Origin of the sequence: Candidatus Hydrogenedens sp. (genome assembly GCA_035361075.1) — a bacterium.
Lineage (GTDB): Bacteria > Hydrogenedentota > Hydrogenedentia > Hydrogenedentales > Hydrogenedentaceae > Hydrogenedens.
Map to the genome: position 1 here is coordinate 18,913 of DAOSBX010000034.1, position 17,250 is coordinate 36,162.

A 17,250-nucleotide genomic window follows, 5' to 3' on the forward strand; every position below is an offset into this window, starting at 1 on the left:
GAGTAGGACAGTGATAATGAACAAGCGAAAATACAACATACCACAACACAGGAGAGGGGACAATTCCCTTTTCGTATGTGTATTTGTTGTTATTTTTGCTATTCAAACATGGATATTTCCAGCCGTTTTAGAAACAACATCACTAACCAGTGATAACTTATGCCAAGTAAAGATAAATTTATCAACTTTACCAGATGAATCTATTAGTGGTGTCCAATTGGAATGTATTTATGATAATACGAACTGGAAATTAGAAAATATTATTGCGGAGGAAAGTATTGCTAACTCAGGCAAAGTCTTACAATATTCAGATATATATGGTCAGTTACGGATTATCATAATTGGGTTTAACAATACCCTCATTCCTTCGGGTACATTATGTGAGATGATATTCACGCCAGTAACGGAACAAATACCATTTCAAGGATTTTATATCACTCAAATCGTATTTACATCACCAAATGGGACATCGGTTCCAGGAAATGTTAAAAACAACACTGTTACTGAAGGGGAAATTAACACAGATTTATCTGCAGAAGGTGAAAAGGCAGAGAATACCACTTCGGAGAATAGGACTGAGACATCGAGTTCAGAAACATTAATAGAACCAGAGAAAAGATTGGAATACGATGTTAACAATACATCTATCCAGCATATCACTCAAGATAATATGCACAAACCCGAATCCTTTTTGTCTAACCATAACCAGAATATCTCACAAACAGAAGACACAATATCTCAAACTCAAATAATGACAAAAGACTATGAATTGTTGAATCAATCTGGTTATGGTTATCTTCCTCCCACTTTTGGTGATGATAACATAAGCGGAAAAATACAAAATATAACACATAGCAAACAACAATTGAACACAGATACAAGGAAGGAAACCAATTATCCGAAATTTGTAAATTCAAATAACAACTTATTACCCCGAACAATCTCACAACGAGAAGATGTTTATAACTCATACCAGAATATTACTTCAAACGAAGATTCTGTATCTCGTTCAATTACCTCAAAACCTGTTGGAGAAAAGAACTTGACAGGTCGACAAAATACGAATGTTTCTATATTAGGTGCATTAGATGCTAAAACAACAGACATCTATAAAGAGTATGAACAAGATGCGTCACAAGTGTATCCAAATGATAAAAAACATATTAATAGTTCTATCTCCCTTGCTCTGGATATACCCTATGTTTCAAATACAAAAGGAAGGATAGGAGAATGTATTACAATAGAAACAAAGAGGAGTTCTACTTCGGATATTACTACGTTTCAAAACGTTTTAATTATACTGTCGATAGCAATTATAGGCACATTGTTCCTTTTGACCAGTTCAACAATCTTACTTCAATATATACCTACATGGAACAAAAAAGACAGCTCCAACACACCATAAAAAAAACACTACTATATCGAATGATTCTATTCCTTATTTGTTGGTTAGTTGTCCCTAATTTAACCTATGCAGTAGCAATCGAACCTGCCAAGATCAAATTAGAACAGGGACAAAAGGAAGTAATTATTCCGATTGAAATTAAAACAGGACTTTCCGAAAAAGTATCTGGGGTGCAGTTTGATATTAATATACCGACATGGATGACCATTTCACAGATGACAGTAGGCACATCTGCTCAACAAGCAGGGAAAATGGTATCATTTAACCAAATTAATCGGGGAATTTACAGAACTATTATTGCAGGCTTAAATCAGGAATCTATTCAGAGTGGGACTCTTGTCTCCGTACATATCAAATTTTCAGAAGGAATGCCACAAGGGAAAGAGATTATAAAATTGACCAACCCAGTAATAGCAGACCCAGAAGGGAATTCTCTCCCTTGCACTACTTTTCCAGGAGAAATCAGTACTACTTCAGAAAGTAATTCTACATCAGAACCCGACAAGCAGACTAAAAATACAACACCACCTCAGCAAGGAACAACAATAGACCAAAAAACAACCTCAAATATACGAAACAAACCAATTCTTTTTATAATCATCACCCTAATAATTTTATTTCTTCTCACTACCTCCGTGTTATATTTTAAGCGACAAAAAAAAGAACCCACATTACCTAAAAAGAAAAAACCCAAAAAGAAGTAAATTTACATTAAACTTTAAAATACTTACACCTTCTCACATTATATATTCACAATAATTAATATGTATAGAGGGGTAAAATAGCAATAATGGGGAAGAGATTAGAAACTACTTTTATTTATTTGTGTAATTCTCAATCTTAATTCGTGGTAACTTCGTAGGAAAAAGATATTTATAGTTTTTGGTACTTTGACAATATTTTCTTATAAGTGATTTATTGAGATGATGGCAGTGAGAGGTAATTCTGAGATATGGAATGTGAGATATGCCTGATTATCACTTAATTTGGTAATTTTAAAATCTTCAATATTTTGTTCCTTTTCAGGTGTGGATAATAATACTTTACCAATAGGAGAATTAGAAACTCGGATGGAAATAGAAATATCTCGAGCAGGTACTACTTTATCTTCATAGGAAGAAATGCGTTCGATGTTTAAATTATAAAGTAGAACAAAAATAGTTTCCGCTGTTTCTCTTATTACACCCCGTATCATTTCGTCTCCTGTTATCTTTAATGATGGATGAGGAAGATGTGAGTATAATTCCGTTAAAAATGTGTGACTTGATGTATCAATAAACGTTTTGTTATGTCTCTTACATAGTTCAAATATCGACTTGGAATGTGAAGGCAGAATAAGCCCTGGTTCAGAGGCAAGTATTATATTGGCTACGGAAAAATATTTTTCTATATTATCCTCTGATGCAACTGCATAAAGAATATTCGCTTGAGTTAATTGTTTTGCTATGTTTAATTCCTTGCAATCCTCGTGTTCAATCCATTCATCAAAAGGAAAATATAATAATACATCGTATCTCTGTTTTGACGTGATTATCGGGGAAGCATTCTGTTTAAGCCACTGCACGAAGGGACGAATACCCTGAATCATCTTTTCACGTTGGGATTCTTCCCAGGTAGGCCAGAGCATATAATTTGTATTTCGAGCAAATGCTTCGAATATAGCCAGATTCGTGAGATTAGGTGGCGTATGATAATCCCCATCGGCTATAGTTACAGCCACTAATGACTTTGAACCAATGACAGAATTTACCAGATTGTACACAGGGCTACACTCTATTATTTTCCCCTGGGCAGTGCGACGCGGTGTTGACCGCATATCTTCAATAACAACAAAATCCTGAGATTTACTCATCTCTTTTATATTGTATGCATATCTATGGCATTGAGAGAACATCACTTCTGGAGTGTTAAGGCTATTATTTGCAGTAATAAGGGCTTTGGGATTTATTTCTCGGGCATAATTCCTTATCTCTGAGAGAAAATCGCGAGCAATGGTACAACGAAACTGTTTAAATTCAACAGGTTTCTTTTGTGTTAATTCTCTCAATGCGTCTAATGAGGTGTCTTCAACTTTTTCCCCTTTGGATTCAAGAAACTGTAAAAACTTATGCATACAATAAGGACAGTAGCATCCCTGTTGATGCACCGTCGGATTATCAAAAAAGATACCATCTAATCCAATCTCTAATGACGTTTTCACCATATATTTTTCATATTTTCGCCAATCAGGATGATTCATACACGCAGGATGATAATCACCACCATACCATGAAGGGAGGGGTTCTCCTTTTATATTTTGTTGAAGCCAATTATTAGGTGTGCTCGAGAATTGTTGTTTAAGTTCAGGTTGCCAATTCTTGTCGAAGGTTTCTATCCCAACAATAGAAGTAGAACACAAATAACCTAAAACTACAGGGATGCCAAGAGATTTTGCATGTTGGACATATTTTTGAACATCCTGTTTAGTCTTTTCCCATTGCTCAGAGGAAGGAATACCCATGTATCCACATACACCTACCCCCGTTGCATAAATAACAGACACACCGCATTGATATGCAGGTTCTGCTTGTTTATCCAAATTATCTAAATGGTCAAACGCATGCAATGAGAAAAAATCCCAAGGTTCATTTGTAGAGCATGGAAAATGAATCCAAAACATGAAAAAAGTTAGCAATAATACAAGGAAAGACTTCCATTTTATTTTTTGATATTTCATAATTATGTCTCTGAACAAGTAATTAGAGAGGTTTTATATACATTATACATGTTTTTATGAGGCAAAATATTGTGTAGGTACAGACCTATGTGTTTACCCGTTATCGTTAGATAAAATCTGATGAGAATTAGAACAGATCTCGGTCTGACTTATTCAACTTCGTCTTGTTTTGAAACGTCACTCTACTACTTTATGGTCTACCCCACATTCTCAACTCATATATCCACCGTAACGATAGAACTCCTTTATCCCCGTGTCCACTAATTCCTCCACTTTAAAACTACAATGCATCGACGTACTTGCTGTTATTATTTACTAAACTCGCCTCTCTTTCCGTTTTTTTCTCTCCTTTCTCTTTATATAGCCCTTAAATGAACTTCATTTAGAGATTTTCAAATATCTTTCCATTTATACTGAATTTGCTTTATAATATAAAACCATGATGCCTATTCAGGAATTTTGAAATAAAATTTCACAACGAAACGTATAGATAGTAGATGTTACACAAAAGAGAGAGAAATTCACCCGATATTAATAGATTTCATAAAACGACTTATAGTCATTATCTCCTTAAAGGGAGAATATTTTTGATTTTGTTCCTAATTATAAGTTCGTTACCTATCCGTGCTGACGATAAACAAAATTCAATTTTGGAGCAATCACAGGAAGAGGACATCTCTCCATCAGATATAGAAAACGAACGTCTTACAATAAAAGGAGGCACCACCGTTTGTAATGATTCAGAAGAAACTAAAGATGTGTCTATAGATAAGACAAAAGGGTTATACCTTCTGATAGGACACTATGCATATTTTCCTGAACTGAATTCAGAAAAACCAGTTTACATAGTTAATGAGATAGGAAAAGGAACAATACCAGGATGGCACGATATTGTAACATTTAGAGACATGCGAAGAATAGGGTTATTTGGTGACATTTGGGCAGGAGTTGGTCTCCACTGTGGAAACTATTTTTCCTTTTGGATCGGATTGGGCGGTGGATTATGGGAAATTAATAATAGCCATCGTTACGGACCTTTAAAATTTCGTTTAGACCTTAAAGGGATCGAACTTCTTGTTGAAACAGGGATGGATTATTTTCCATTTGGAAAAACCAAATTTGATTCTATTAAACATGAAAAATTTTTAAGTCGACTAAAACGAACAATTCTCGAAACTAAACCTTATCTATCCTTAATTATTAACTACTCACATTTTGAAGCGTCTGGGAAGGGAAAAGTAGAATTGTTCGATATCCCAATAACATATCAAAAAACGAAAGGAATAGATATTATTTCCATTATTCCATGTGTTGTGTCGGATGTTCCTGTAACTCGACGGACAGATGTTTTTATGGGAATAGGATATTTATTCGGTTTTGATATAAAGAGTTTCGAAAGGGAACATAAGAATGAAATTGAAGGACCTGTTGCTACTACTGGAGTAAAAATAAATTTTTGAGTTTTATGGACACGTATTTTAGCCCATAAATTAAATTTATACTCTTCCTCTTATCCTCTCTTACATGTTCGACCTATTATGCAGACAGAGTATACATTTTTAAGTGCTATGTCTATTATCCTTTCTCTATCCTACGTATCTCTTCCAATTGTCTTTGTATTTTCATTTCTGCTTTTTGTGTTTCTATGACAGGGTCACAAATGGAATGCAGGTAATCATCAAGTTCGCGGACAATAGAGGGGGTATTATTCATACTGTCTTTGACCAAATTGTTAAGTTCTTCTGGGTCTTCATCTAAATTGAATAGTTGATGAGGTGCATCTGAATTCCAAATAAACTTCCATCCTCCTTTACGAACCATAAAACTACTACCCCGCGTGCCGTGTCCATGATACTCTGCAAAAACGAATCGGTCTGGATTCTCTTTCTGTAATTTTTGTAAAGCGGTACCTTTCCAACTTTTAGGTCGTTGCCGTTTTGTAGCATGGAAGAACTCCGCTTGTGCATCTAATGTGGTTATCGGTGTTCGGACACGTCGTCCCTCCTCAAAACCAGGACCACAGACAAGCAATGGCACACGAGCAGAATCCTCAAACATGGAGCATTTCCACCACATACCAAATTTTCCCAACATCTCTCCATGGTCAGATGTGTATATAAATACCGTATTCTTATTCAGTCCCGTTTGTTCCAGTATATCTAAAATTTTTCCTATCATCTCATCCACAAAACTAACACAACCATAGTATCCCTGTCTCAGTCTCAATACATCCTCCCCTTGAATCTGGTCTGTTTCAAAATGGTTTCGCAAATCAACCGCATAAGGATGTTGTGCAGAAGGTTGGTCAGGTCCATACTGTGGAACATCACCTTTCCCTTCATACATATCCCAAAACTTCGGCTCTGTAAAATGAGGAAAATGTGGTGCAACAACATTTACCCACAAAACAAACGGTTTATCTAATTGCGTCCCTTTCGTTTTCAACCAATCAACTGCAGTGTCCACCATTAATCGGTCTCTTTGATGTGGATTTTTTTGTGCTCCCCAACCTTTTGCCCGTTCCTTCCCAGCCCCTTTGCGGATATGCAACGGCTTCCGCTGAATAGCAGTATCTCCTGGAGTCCCACGGTTCCAACCATAATAAACCTCACTAAATCCCATATTCTCGATTTTTCTGTACACATCTGCCTTACCGATATAGACTGTATGTACTCCTTGTTTCGCCAGAATAGAACCATAGTTAGGGAAATCATCCAAAAATAACGTGCAATTACTATAGCATTGCGTCTCATGATTGTATAATCCACTCATTACCGAACTTCGACTCGGAAGGCATAATGGCGACGGGCAGTATACATTCTCAAACACAACGCCACTTTTTGCCATTCGTTCCATGTTCGGAGTCTGCACAAAAGGATGACCATATACTGATGTATATCGTGGATTATGTTCATCCGACATCAACATGACTACATTATGTTCTTTATAGTCCGTTTCACAAAACGGGAGATTTGGCAATAACAAACCTGTCGTAATCGCACCCTGTAAAAATTCCCTTCGATTCATCGGCATAATTATCTCCTTACAAAAAAAAACAAAAGTTACTATTTTTATATACATTTTGCTATTATAATAAAAGCAACTAAAAAAGAAAAGCGAAAACTTTCTATGTTTTGTCCTAACTGCAAAAAACAAATATTACTCATTATGGAATATAATGACATAGAGATAGACTTTTGCCCAGAATGTTTAGGTGTTTGGCTCGACTCGGAAGAATTGCCATTGATATTAGGGGCTGATTTTGATGAGCAAACTCTATTCACAACATCAATGACCAACGAAGTAAAGAAACTATGTCCCCGTTGTAGAACTAATATGCAAAAGGTATCCCTTCCCGAAAATAACCGCATAATTTATGATGTTTGTCCGAATCGACATGGGTTCTGGTTTGATCGAGGCGAACTTGAAATTCTTGTCCGAGACCTCCCCGAATTTCCAGGAACTCACGTTTTCCTCCAATGGCTCACAGAAGTCTTTTCTTATAAAATGTAATCATCTATTCAATAAAACTTCCAATTTTCCAATTTATTTTATACCCACCTCTTAAATACAAATATAACAAAATTTAAAATAACAATAAGTTATAAAATAATTCCGATACTTTATTTTTGTATATTAACGTGCTGATAAAAAACTTTTTTTGGAAAGAAGGATGGAATTAAAAAAGATTAAATTACACACACTAAACTATCTAATTCATGGTCGGGGTGAGTGGATTTGAACCACCGGCCTCTTGGTCCCGAACCAAGCGCTCTAAACCGGACTGAGCTACACCCCGCAAGGAATTTAATAAAAAACCCTCCCTTTTACCCCTTCATATTTAATTTTTAATTCATAAACAGATTAGTGATACTGTGCGACAGTAATATCTGCTCCACCTGCAGCGGAACCACCACCACTAAGTCCAGCAATTCCTCCGGTTCCGCCAGCACCACCAGCGAGACCTCTTACCTGTCTGATTTGAGTGGTCTGTTGTGTCGGTGTAGAACTGTCAGCAAATACTGCAAATGCACAAAGAGCTAACAGAACTACGAGTGTAAGGCTTACTAACTTCTTCACGTTTTGCCTCCTTATAATTGAGGTTTAGGTTATTTTATTATACCTGCAACTATTAAATTCTAAATATATATTACCATATTTAAACCTAAAAGTCAAGTCATTTAATCCTTTTTTGGAAAAAAAATTACCTTCGGGACATTTTTTCTTTTTGATAATGCCCCGAAGGCGATAAAATGCGGGTTTTATTAAGCAACAGGCTCGAAGCCTTCTCTATATTGTTCACGTTTAATTAACTTATTTGCTTCGTCATCTTTAAATTTTAATGTCTTTGGGTCAAATTCCAAGGAACGACCAATACGATATGCAATGTTACCTAAATGACAATGGGCACATGAAATATGAGCATCATAAGGAGTTACTGGCAGGTCTTCTTCCTTACGAGAACGAATAGCACGGAAGAATCTATCCCACTTATCTAAGTCTTCAGGTAAAGGTTCATTTACAGGAATAGGTTTATTCTTATAATCAAAAAAACCTTTTCTACGCACATAATAACCTTCCGTGCCGAAGAAACTATTACCACAGTCTCCACCATCTGCTTCTTGGAAAGAGCCTAAATTGCGAACCTCAAATGTAACCATAGAACCGTCTTCGTAAGTGAACGATGTTGCCTGTGTATTTGGTGTTTGTCCGTCATCATCCCAACCATATCTTCCACCGGTGCTATATACTTTTATAGGCAATCCGCGATTATGTCCCCAGCAGGCTATATCCATTTCGTGCACACCTTGATTACCAATCTCACCATTTCCATATTCCCAGAACCAGTGCCAATCATAATGGACATATAAACCAGGTTTATCTTTGCGGTCTTTATTCTTCATAAATGGATGGTCGGGAGATGTACCTTGCCACAATGTCCAGTTCAAATAATCGGGAGGATTGCCAGGTTCACCATGACCTATGGCAAAACGATTCCCATTCTTGTACACATAACCACGAGAATGCATAATTTTGCCGATGAAACCTTTGTGAATTAGTGCTATATCACGAATTAAAGTATTATCAGAACGGCTCTGTGTTCCGTGTTGGACAATGCGATTGTACTTTTTCGCCGCTTCTACTAATTGCGTTCCTTCCCAGATATTATGGGACATCGGTTTCTCTACATATACATCTTTACCTGCTTTACATCCCGTAACCGCTATTAATGTATGAGTATGATTAGGTGTCGCAATAGTAATAGCATGCACATTCGGGTCTTGGACTGCTTCACGAAAATCCTCGTAAGCCTTTGGAGTCTTGCCCTGTTTAGAGCCTACTGTTTTGACCATTCGCTCCAGAACCCTTTTATCGACATCACATAGAGCCACGATTTCTGCTTCATTCGATTTTTCTAAGATGTCTTTAATATGGCTTCCGCCTTGACCATTAAAGCCAATGGTGCAAATTCCGATGCGTTCATTTGCACCAAAGACCTTTCCCACAGCCATAGTTCCAGCAACCAACACTGCGGTGCTTTTCAAGAAACTTCGTCTTGTTAAAGATTTCATAATCATTTCTCCTTATTGTTTTTGTTCAGAAAAGAAAGTGAATAGTTCATTATACTAAATAAGATGGACTATTTTCATTCAATCTGGTTTCACATTATCGGGGTAACAATTGTAGAAATATTGTTTCACCACTGCCGAGTGAAAGCAGTAAGGTTTCACGTTCAAACCATTTTTGCTCAGGTTGAAACAGATTCTCAATATTCAGAAATTGATTAAATTGTAGTATACGGTCTCCAATACCTTTCGTGTGTATAATCAACGTATTTGTACCAACCAGTAGTGTATCTGGTGTCTCTGAACTACCTTCCGCAATGGCTATAGGTATCTCCAAAATAGAAAAAATTTCACGAAGTACAAGGTAATTTAATGCAGGTTCTGCATACAAGACCGAGATCCATTTTTCATTAACAGTTTTCAACGCAATACTCGGCTTCCCATTTGCTTGATAACGAGCAATAATATCGGCATCCTCGTCATCGATATAAACCAGAGGTTCCACAATATCCATGTTTCCAAAAGTCTCATCCTTATTTAGCCATCGACCATCTAAATCCATCGTAGAACCTGCAGTTGTTTTCGCATCACAATTTTTAATGCCAATTTGTGTAATATTGTGTACGGTTTCCAGTGTTTGTCCAGACATAGTCCAATAAGGCACATAATACCAGATTACAATAGCCTTATCTGATTCAAATATTCTATGTAACGTTTCAATTTCTTTTTCCTGAGATGGAGAAAAACTAAAAATAAAGTAAATAAGTTTTTTGGGAATCCGTTCATCGAGCAAGTCCTGCATTAAATAAAATTCAATAGGAAGACCTAATTTAAGCAGTTGGTCTCGCATATAGTTAACAGCATTTGAGTAAAACTCTATACCTTTAGGTGATAGAATATCGACGAACCGTTCATCAATTATTACTGCTAACGGTTCCCATAGAATATTTTCAAATGGAGTAGGTATTGGTAATTCTGTTTGTAATTCATCTGTATTATACTTACCAACCTGCAATTTCGGTAGTGGCTCCTCTTTCGGCGGTACTTCTGTCCCTGAAATATTCTTAATCGCTTTTTGCTGTAAGGCTAATTTGTTTTTAGTATCTTTCGCTAACGTTGTCTGCTTAACATATATTTGCATCATGTTTTTGAACAAATTCCATTGTTCAGCATCTGCAAGCCAACCTTTTCCCTCTGGGTCAGTCCAAATAAGTCCTGTGTTATGAACAAGGGCTATTCCTAAATTTCGTTTTTGAACTGCATAAATATTTTCACTTCGGACCCCCTTAATACGAGATATTTTCCTTGTGGCTATATCCATAGACACACCCGTACGAGTATCATCAAGTAGTAATACCTCTTTCCCATGTAACAATAAGGTATTTATTGTTCCGCTGGGTCCACCAGATTCACCTATTCCACGATTTACATAAGTCACTGGCAAAACAAAACTATCAAGATCACTCTCAACTAAATTTCCCAATGCAAACTGTCCAGATGCTGGCTCTGATGTTTCCATATTAAAACCATAGGGTACACATATTTTTACTTTTAATTCTCCGAGAATTTGACGCAGTGTCATCGCACAAAAACCAATAGCATCCGCAAGACTTTCATTAAAAAATCTGCGATAACTTATAGTAACAGCATTTTCGTTATAGGATAGAAAATTGCTGTTTGTTTCAGTTGATTTATGAAGGTTCTCCAAAACCCACGTTGGTTCTACCGTGTCTACTCCAAATACCGCTATTCTATCTTCAGAAGTTGTGTAACGGTTCTGTACCCATGTGCAAAAACTTTTTACGGCATACTCCGATTCATCAATACCTGGAGCTATCCATAGACGGTCTTTTAAAAAGCCAAGTATAAACCCACCAATATGTTTTCCAACCTGTGAAGATTGTAGCCCATGAACTAAAAGGGCAAAACCTTCCTCTATAGATTTTTTCCATATCGGTGAATTAAAACATGCAAAAGGTTGTACTTCACCATTCACTACCATATTTACAGAGGACTTCCCTTGATACCACTCCTCTGGTGGATTTAAATCTAAATAAACCCAATACTTTGCATCTGGAGCTATTTCATTTACACATTGCAAAACACGAAATAACTCTGGCAAGTCATCAGAACCTCGCCAAGGGAAAAGTGCATCGATTATCAGATTGGGGACACCTATATCCGTCGCATACTTAATTTCTTGCTGGGCAATGTCACTGCATGCGTCTCCACCAACATAAAGATAAAATGGCACGTCTTCATCTGCTCCATTTTCTTTATCAGACGGTTTATCAATCTTTTGGGACGAAGGAGGTGACGGCTTGGCTATTAGATTCTGGAGGGAGTATCTACCCACAATGGAACCTAACCACCACGAAAGGACAATAACAAGTAATATGATTAAAAAGAGGATAAAATTCCTCCAAAACAAATTCGATAAAGAAGGAGGGATTTTCCATTTATTAGACATTATAAACCTTTCCTTCAAAACAAAATTAAGTATTGAATTCAAACCATGCTCCTATATCATAAGGAGCGATGGAGTGTTGTTCCACTTCAAATATTTTATTCGCTTCAAATATAACCTTGCCTGCAGGCAAATCAAGTATATACTTTTTAAATTGTGTAGTTTGTATATGTTCAATAACATTATCATTAAACCTTACTATTATATCAATATTGCCCATTGATGGCGATGGATTACCACAGGAAAAAGATAGCATACCCCCTTTATGATAAATCGTTGCAAATTTGCTCATGGCTTGAAGTTCCCTACCACAGACCCTTTTAGGTTTATACCAACCTTCTACAGGCAACTCAATTTCTGGACAGAACAAAGGTTGTTTTCTAATTAATTTCCAAAATAAATCCTGTTGACGCCTTTGAAATATATGTTGATTTTCACGCCTCCATCTTTTCGCTTCGTAATAATATTTAATGGCTTCCTGCCATGCTTTCATATGCTTTATAATCCGCCAAAACTCCGATTTCCTTATAGAATTTCCAATTGCTTTCAGTTCCCCAACACCTACCCAAAAAATAATTTCGGGTAAGCAACTTCTTGGAAACATTCGCTCCATAAGGTAAAATCGATTCCGTGTATTTAAAAAATATTTTTGCCGAATCTTATCAGGAGAACCTTCCCATGTTGCACTGAACTTATGGTGAATTACTGCATTCGGACATGTTAATATTCGGGAACCTACGCTCCATATCCGCAGACACAAATCTAAGTCATCGAGGTAAATAGAATACTCTTCTGGTAAAAAGCCTGTCTTAAGTAATACCTCTGTTCTTAACCACATAGCACCACCACAGATACCAACAACCTCCGTTATTTCGTCCCAACGTGGACTATCCACACGTCCTAAACCACGATCCCATGCGGAACCTATGATAGAACATTCTAATCCTATTGAATTTAATAACCATGGCTGATTATACAAAAGCATTTTAGGAGCCACCCCCCCAACATCAGGAGTGGCTTCAGCCATATCAAGCAAGTTTTCAATACAATTACGCTCAACCTTTACATCGTTATTCAAAAGGAAAATATATTTTGCCCCTTTCTCAATGGACTTCTTAATCCCATAATTATTTCCGCCTGACCATCCATAATTTTTATCCAAGCATTCCACAACGACACGTGGGTCGTGACAAAATCGATCCCGCACATAAGTAACTGATTCATCTGTGCTGGCATTATCTAAAAGAACAAACTCCACATCTTCACGTTGACACCCCTCCACAAGAGATGAAAAACATTCCTCCAAATGTTCCATCCCATTCCAGTTCAACACTAAAATGCGTACTAAAGGGTTATCCATATTGTAGATGTTTATTATAAAGAGACATTGCCTCTATAAAAATTTTCACTGTTTATTCTTGACCATTTTAATATTAGACGTCATATTTGTTTTATTTATAATAATACTTCTTTTATTGCAGATTTTAATTTTGTTTCAGAAGCAGGGACAACGTGAGAAGCATACGGCTCGTATCCACCTTCCTTGAAAGACCTTTCTGTACAAATATATGCTGGAGCACAATCCCCATAACCTGCCACAAAAACATGCCTATGCGGGGCACATTGCTGAGCATATAATTGAAATTCAACCATAGGTTCACCTGGTAAACTTAAAATAGATACGTTACCAAAATGTAACCCTGCAATGGGGATAGGCTGTCCTGTGCGATTTTGCCATGCCAATTCCATAGCTGAGTCAATGCGAACATGATGTTTTTGATTCGTATCATTCATCATCTTCTCTAAATTCTCTTTACTATGATGTTTATCATTAGCAGGTTCAAAATAAACTGAGGTCACTTTAAATTGCGGTTCGGCAATAATATCCTTTTGTGAAGACTGCACTGATTTCTGCATTCCTTCCAACATCCGCTGATATAACTGCTGACGTGCCTCAGGAGAACCATCATTATATTTGCCCCCAGCGATATCTCCACCACAACCAGTAAAATAGATATGCGGAACACCTTCTTCTTTTTCCATTTCCTCCCGTGCCATTCCTGGGAAATCATAACTGGCACGTGGATCCCAGTAGAAACTCTGCGGATGCGTAGCATAATAATGCAACCTTACAATAGGTCTCCCTGCCTTTGAGACAAAACTCAAAGTATGCACGTATGGGTCAATTAATCCTTCCTCCGCCTCAATCAGTTTCGGATCTTTGCAAGAACTGGAACGTGTGGCTATTGTACCATCTGGCATAACTACACGGCGGTTAGACGCTACCCTCTCAACCTTTGCTTTACCAATTTCTATTGAGGTACATGGCATTAATTGGGGTAAAGCACTTTCAATGGACTGGACAATCCTTCGATAAATTTCATCAAACACCTCATTTTTAGGACAGGGAGGTGGATTCTGAATTGTTCCAATAATATCAAATGCATCCGCATCACACATCGGGGCAGTGTGCTGATGAACCGTGTGAACAAAAACAGCATTGGGCTCAGTTTTAACAGCAGTCGCAATCATTTCACAGAGTTTATAATATGAACGATTGGCAATTTCACACCAGTCAATTGCACATAAGACATATCGCTGTTTATCTGTCTCAATAATTAGTCCCTTAGCAAGCAAAGGATGCTCAATGGTATCCAAAGGCTTGTAACTCGGGTACCATGGCGTACCTAAAGGTGGAGTTGCATCACACTTGAACAATGCAACTCGCAAATAAACATCAGCCGATACTTGCCTCGCCAATGACCAAGAAAATAAAGAAAGCACACCCGCAGATTGAATCCGCAAAAAGTCTCTACGTTTCATTATTACCTCCTAATATTATCATACTTACAATTTAGTAACAATTAGTATACCTATTTTTGTTTGAAGGTGCCAATATCTTGAAGAACATTTTCAAATCAAAATAATTACGCATTTTTAGGGAAGAACACAAAAGACTTACAATTTATTATTGTTGGGCTCAAAGAAGAACATATAGAAATTTTATTTGAATATTATGGCGTGTGTTCTGTATGGTATGATAATACAAATTAATAGCCTGAGAATAAATCTGGGCTATTGAAACAGGAGAATATGATTATGACAACAGGGATTTTGGTTGGTATTCTGGTAATCATTGTGCTTTCCATTCTATTTATCATCAGTGCGTATAATCGGCTCGTTCGTTTGCTAAATGAGGTAAAGAATGCATGGTCTCAAATTGATGTGCAACTGAAACGGCGTCATGATTTAATTCCGAATCTGGTAGAGACGGTAAAGGGTTATATGCAACATGAGCGTGCAACATTGGAAAATATTACGCAGGCACGTAATTTAGCGATGCGTCCTGGTTCTGTCGGTGAGCGTGCTCAAGCGGAACAGCAACTTACACAGGCATTGCACAATTTTTTCGTTGTTGTAGAAAATTATCCCGACCTAAAAGCGAATCAGAATTTCTTAGCATTGCAGGAGGAACTAACATCGACAGAAAACCGTATTTCTTTCGCACGGCAGGCGTATAACGACGCGGTGATGACATTTAATAATGCAATTCAAATGTTCCCAACAAATATTATTGGGGCAATATTCGGATTTAAGGAACAAACCTTCTTTGAAGTTCAAGATTCAGCAGAACGGGCGGTCCCTAAAGTATCATTCTAATCATCTACTATTGTAGGGTGTACAATCTACTTATGTTTGAACTTGTCCGCCAAAATAAACGTCGTTCAATTATACTTGCAGGTGTAATGCTGTTGTTTATGTTGATGATTGGTTATATTATCGGTGCTTTTTTGGCTTATGCTTATTATTTCGTTACGGAACCTTATGCCTTTTCAGACGAAAAATTGGCTCAATCCCCACATCAACAATATCAACAACACTATAGAACTAATTATCCACAACATCCTTCATCAACACGAGAATCTCTTACCTATGAAGAGGTGCAATTCTTTACATGGTTATACTGGGGACCACTCGGTGCAATAGTTGCTTTTGTTGCATGGTTTATCCAGATGATTTTTGCCTTCTATTCGGGAGGGAATATGCTCCTATCCATCAGTAATGCCATAAAAATTGAAAAAGCTGACCATCCACAACTATTTAACATCGTAGAGGAAATGAAAATCGCTTCACGATTGCCTAAAATGCCAGAAATATATATTATCGATGACCCAGCAATGAATGCCTTTGCCACAGGTAGGTCACCAGAACATTGTGCTGTCGCAGTAACACGAGGATTGCTCAACCATATGAACCGCGACCAGATACAAGGGGTCATTGCTCATGAAATCAGTCATATTGTTCATAGAGACACCTTATACATGACCATGCTCGCTGTCTCACTTGGGACAATAATTTTATTGGTCGTAGGACTGCGCGAAGCTGTCGGTGCTGGTATTCGTGGTTCTGCTCGTTATAGTAGCCGTAATAGAAAAGACGCAGGCGGAGTTATTTTGTTCCTGATAGTGGTGTACATCTTCGCTCTGCTATTGTCTTTAATAGCCCCATTCTTAGCACAACTTATTTACTTTGCCTGTTCACGACAGAGGGAATACTTAGCTGACGCAGGCTCCGTTGTTCTAACCCGAAACCCCGAAGGTTTAGCATCTGCATTAGAGGCAATTGCAAAAAAATATCAGCAAACTCCACCCATAAACGTAAATCAACTAACAGCACCTATGTATATAATCAACCCATTAGAAGCAAATAAACTTGATGCCTCATCAATATTCAGCACTCACCCCCCTATCCTAAAACGCATCCAGATTCTACGAACCATTGCAAGAACCCCTACAGCCACATACGAACAAGTATGGCAACAAATAGAAGGTAAAAAATGGAAGAAGAAATATACCATATCAACTAACGAACTTACTCCTACGATATATACTTCTGTGGGAGGCACTGTGCCTCCTCCTCTACCATTAGAACAACAAATGTTGAACCAAACAATCAAGCCCCCTTCTACTTCAGCAGAAACCACCCCACATCAAAATGTACGCAATGCTGGCGATGCCATTATGAAAGCACAAAAATTTAATTTCCTAAAATGCTCATGCGGAGTAATACTAAAAATCCCTCCCAATTACCAAGG

The 17,250-nt window shown here is 37.3% G+C and carries 13 protein-coding genes and 1 tRNA gene; 6 read left to right on the plus strand and 8 right to left on the minus strand.

The window, feature by feature from the left end:
- The first annotated feature begins 16 nt into the window (after window positions 1-16).
- Together PLJ10_10425 and PLJ10_10430 are read left to right on the plus strand one after the other, a co-directional pair.
- A complete protein-coding gene (locus PLJ10_10425) occupies window positions 17-1,405 on the plus strand; it encodes a hypothetical protein (GenBank protein ID HOK10064.1) in 1,389 nt (462 codons plus the stop codon).
- Window positions 1,372-2,109 carry a hypothetical protein gene (locus PLJ10_10430; GenBank protein ID HOK10065.1) on the plus strand — a complete coding sequence of 246 codons (738 nt, stop codon included), beginning with the start codon at window positions 1,372-1,374 and terminating at the stop codon, window positions 2,107-2,109. The genes PLJ10_10425 and PLJ10_10430 overlap by 34 nt, the downstream gene beginning before the upstream one ends.
- Window positions 2,110-2,309: 200 nt before the next feature.
- Here PLJ10_10430 and PLJ10_10435 read toward each other — a convergent pair whose 3' ends face one another.
- On the minus strand, window positions 2,310-4,121 hold the full coding sequence (locus PLJ10_10435; protein ID HOK10066.1) for a hypothetical protein: 1,812 nt from the start codon (window positions 4,119-4,121) through the stop codon (window positions 2,310-2,312).
- Window positions 4,122-4,708: 587 nt separating this feature from the next.
- Here PLJ10_10435 and PLJ10_10440 point away from each other — a divergent pair.
- Window positions 4,709-5,581, plus strand: a complete 873-nt coding sequence (locus tag PLJ10_10440; protein ID HOK10067.1) for a hypothetical protein — start codon at window positions 4,709-4,711, stop codon at window positions 5,579-5,581.
- Window positions 5,582-5,696: 115 nt separating this feature from the next.
- On the opposite strand, the gene PLJ10_10445 is transcribed toward PLJ10_10440, so the two are convergent.
- Window positions 5,697-7,154, minus strand: a complete 1,458-nt coding sequence (locus PLJ10_10445) for a sulfatase-like hydrolase/transferase (GenBank protein ID HOK10068.1) — start codon at window positions 7,152-7,154, stop codon at window positions 5,697-5,699.
- Window positions 7,155-7,250: 96 nt separating this feature from the next.
- On the opposite strand from PLJ10_10445, the gene PLJ10_10450 reads away from it, so the two are divergent.
- The gene (locus tag PLJ10_10450) at window positions 7,251-7,634 is read left to right on the plus strand and encodes a zf-TFIIB domain-containing protein (GenBank protein ID HOK10069.1); all 384 of its coding nucleotides are present in this window, start codon (window positions 7,251-7,253) and stop codon (window positions 7,632-7,634) included.
- 207 nt (window positions 7,635-7,841) lie between these two features.
- Here the strand turns inward: PLJ10_10450 and PLJ10_10455 are convergent.
- From PLJ10_10455 to PLJ10_10480, 6 genes are all read right to left on the minus strand, one after another.
- A tRNA-Pro gene (locus tag PLJ10_10455) sits at window positions 7,842-7,920 on the minus strand.
- A gap of 65 nt (window positions 7,921-7,985) precedes the next feature.
- Window positions 7,986-8,201 carry a hypothetical protein gene (locus PLJ10_10460; protein HOK10070.1) on the minus strand — a complete coding sequence of 72 codons (216 nt, stop codon included), beginning with the start codon at window positions 8,199-8,201 and terminating at the stop codon, window positions 7,986-7,988.
- Between the two features lie 185 nt (window positions 8,202-8,386).
- A complete protein-coding gene (locus PLJ10_10465; GenBank protein ID HOK10071.1) occupies window positions 8,387-9,694 on the minus strand; it encodes a Gfo/Idh/MocA family oxidoreductase in 1,308 nt (435 codons plus the stop codon).
- Between the two features lie 94 nt (window positions 9,695-9,788).
- Window positions 9,789-12,158: a hypothetical protein gene (locus PLJ10_10470; GenBank protein HOK10072.1), complete on the minus strand. Its 2,370-nt coding sequence runs from the start codon at window positions 12,156-12,158 to the stop codon at window positions 9,789-9,791.
- A 25-nt stretch (window positions 12,159-12,183) separates the two neighbouring features.
- Window positions 12,184-13,515 (minus strand): glycosyltransferase family 2 protein, encoded by a 1,332-nt coding sequence (locus PLJ10_10475; GenBank protein HOK10073.1) that lies wholly within the window; start codon window positions 13,513-13,515, stop codon window positions 12,184-12,186.
- Window positions 13,516-13,610: 95 nt separating this feature from the next.
- Window positions 13,611-14,978 (minus strand): hypothetical protein, encoded by a 1,368-nt coding sequence (locus PLJ10_10480; protein HOK10074.1) that lies wholly within the window; start codon window positions 14,976-14,978, stop codon window positions 13,611-13,613.
- 270 nt (window positions 14,979-15,248) lie between these two features.
- Between PLJ10_10480 and PLJ10_10485 the strand changes: the two genes are divergently transcribed.
- Window positions 15,249-15,815, plus strand: a complete 567-nt coding sequence (locus PLJ10_10485; GenBank protein HOK10075.1) for a LemA family protein — start codon at window positions 15,249-15,251, stop codon at window positions 15,813-15,815.
- A gap of 32 nt (window positions 15,816-15,847) precedes the next feature.
- Window positions 15,848-17,250 (plus strand): M48 family metallopeptidase (locus PLJ10_10490; protein ID HOK10076.1); only part of this gene is annotated, 1,403 nt, incomplete at its 3' end.

Coding starts and splice junctions, on each gene's coding strand:
- PLJ10_10430 (HOK10065.1), top strand. CDS start 1,372: ATGGAACAAAAAAGACAGCTCCAACACACCATAAAAAAAACACTACTA.
- PLJ10_10475 (HOK10073.1), bottom strand. CDS start 13,515: ATGGATAACCCTTTAGTACGCATTTTAGTGTTGAACTGGAATGGGATG.
- PLJ10_10445 (HOK10068.1), bottom strand. CDS start 7,154: ATGCCGATGAATCGAAGGGAATTTTTACAGGGTGCGATTACGACAGGT.
- PLJ10_10480 (HOK10074.1), bottom strand. CDS start 14,978: ATGAAACGTAGAGACTTTTTGCGGATTCAATCTGCGGGTGTGCTTTCT.
- PLJ10_10435 (HOK10066.1), bottom strand. CDS start 4,121: ATGAAATATCAAAAAATAAAATGGAAGTCTTTCCTTGTATTATTGCTA.
- PLJ10_10470 (HOK10072.1), bottom strand. CDS start 12,158: ATGTCTAATAAATGGAAAATCCCTCCTTCTTTATCGAATTTGTTTTGG.
- PLJ10_10425 (HOK10064.1), top strand. CDS start 17: ATGAACAAGCGAAAATACAACATACCACAACACAGGAGAGGGGACAAT.
- PLJ10_10450 (HOK10069.1), top strand. CDS start 7,251: ATGTTTTGTCCTAACTGCAAAAAACAAATATTACTCATTATGGAATAT.
- PLJ10_10485 (HOK10075.1), top strand. CDS start 15,249: ATGATTATGACAACAGGGATTTTGGTTGGTATTCTGGTAATCATTGTG.
- PLJ10_10465 (HOK10071.1), bottom strand. CDS start 9,694: ATGAAATCTTTAACAAGACGAAGTTTCTTGAAAAGCACCGCAGTGTTG.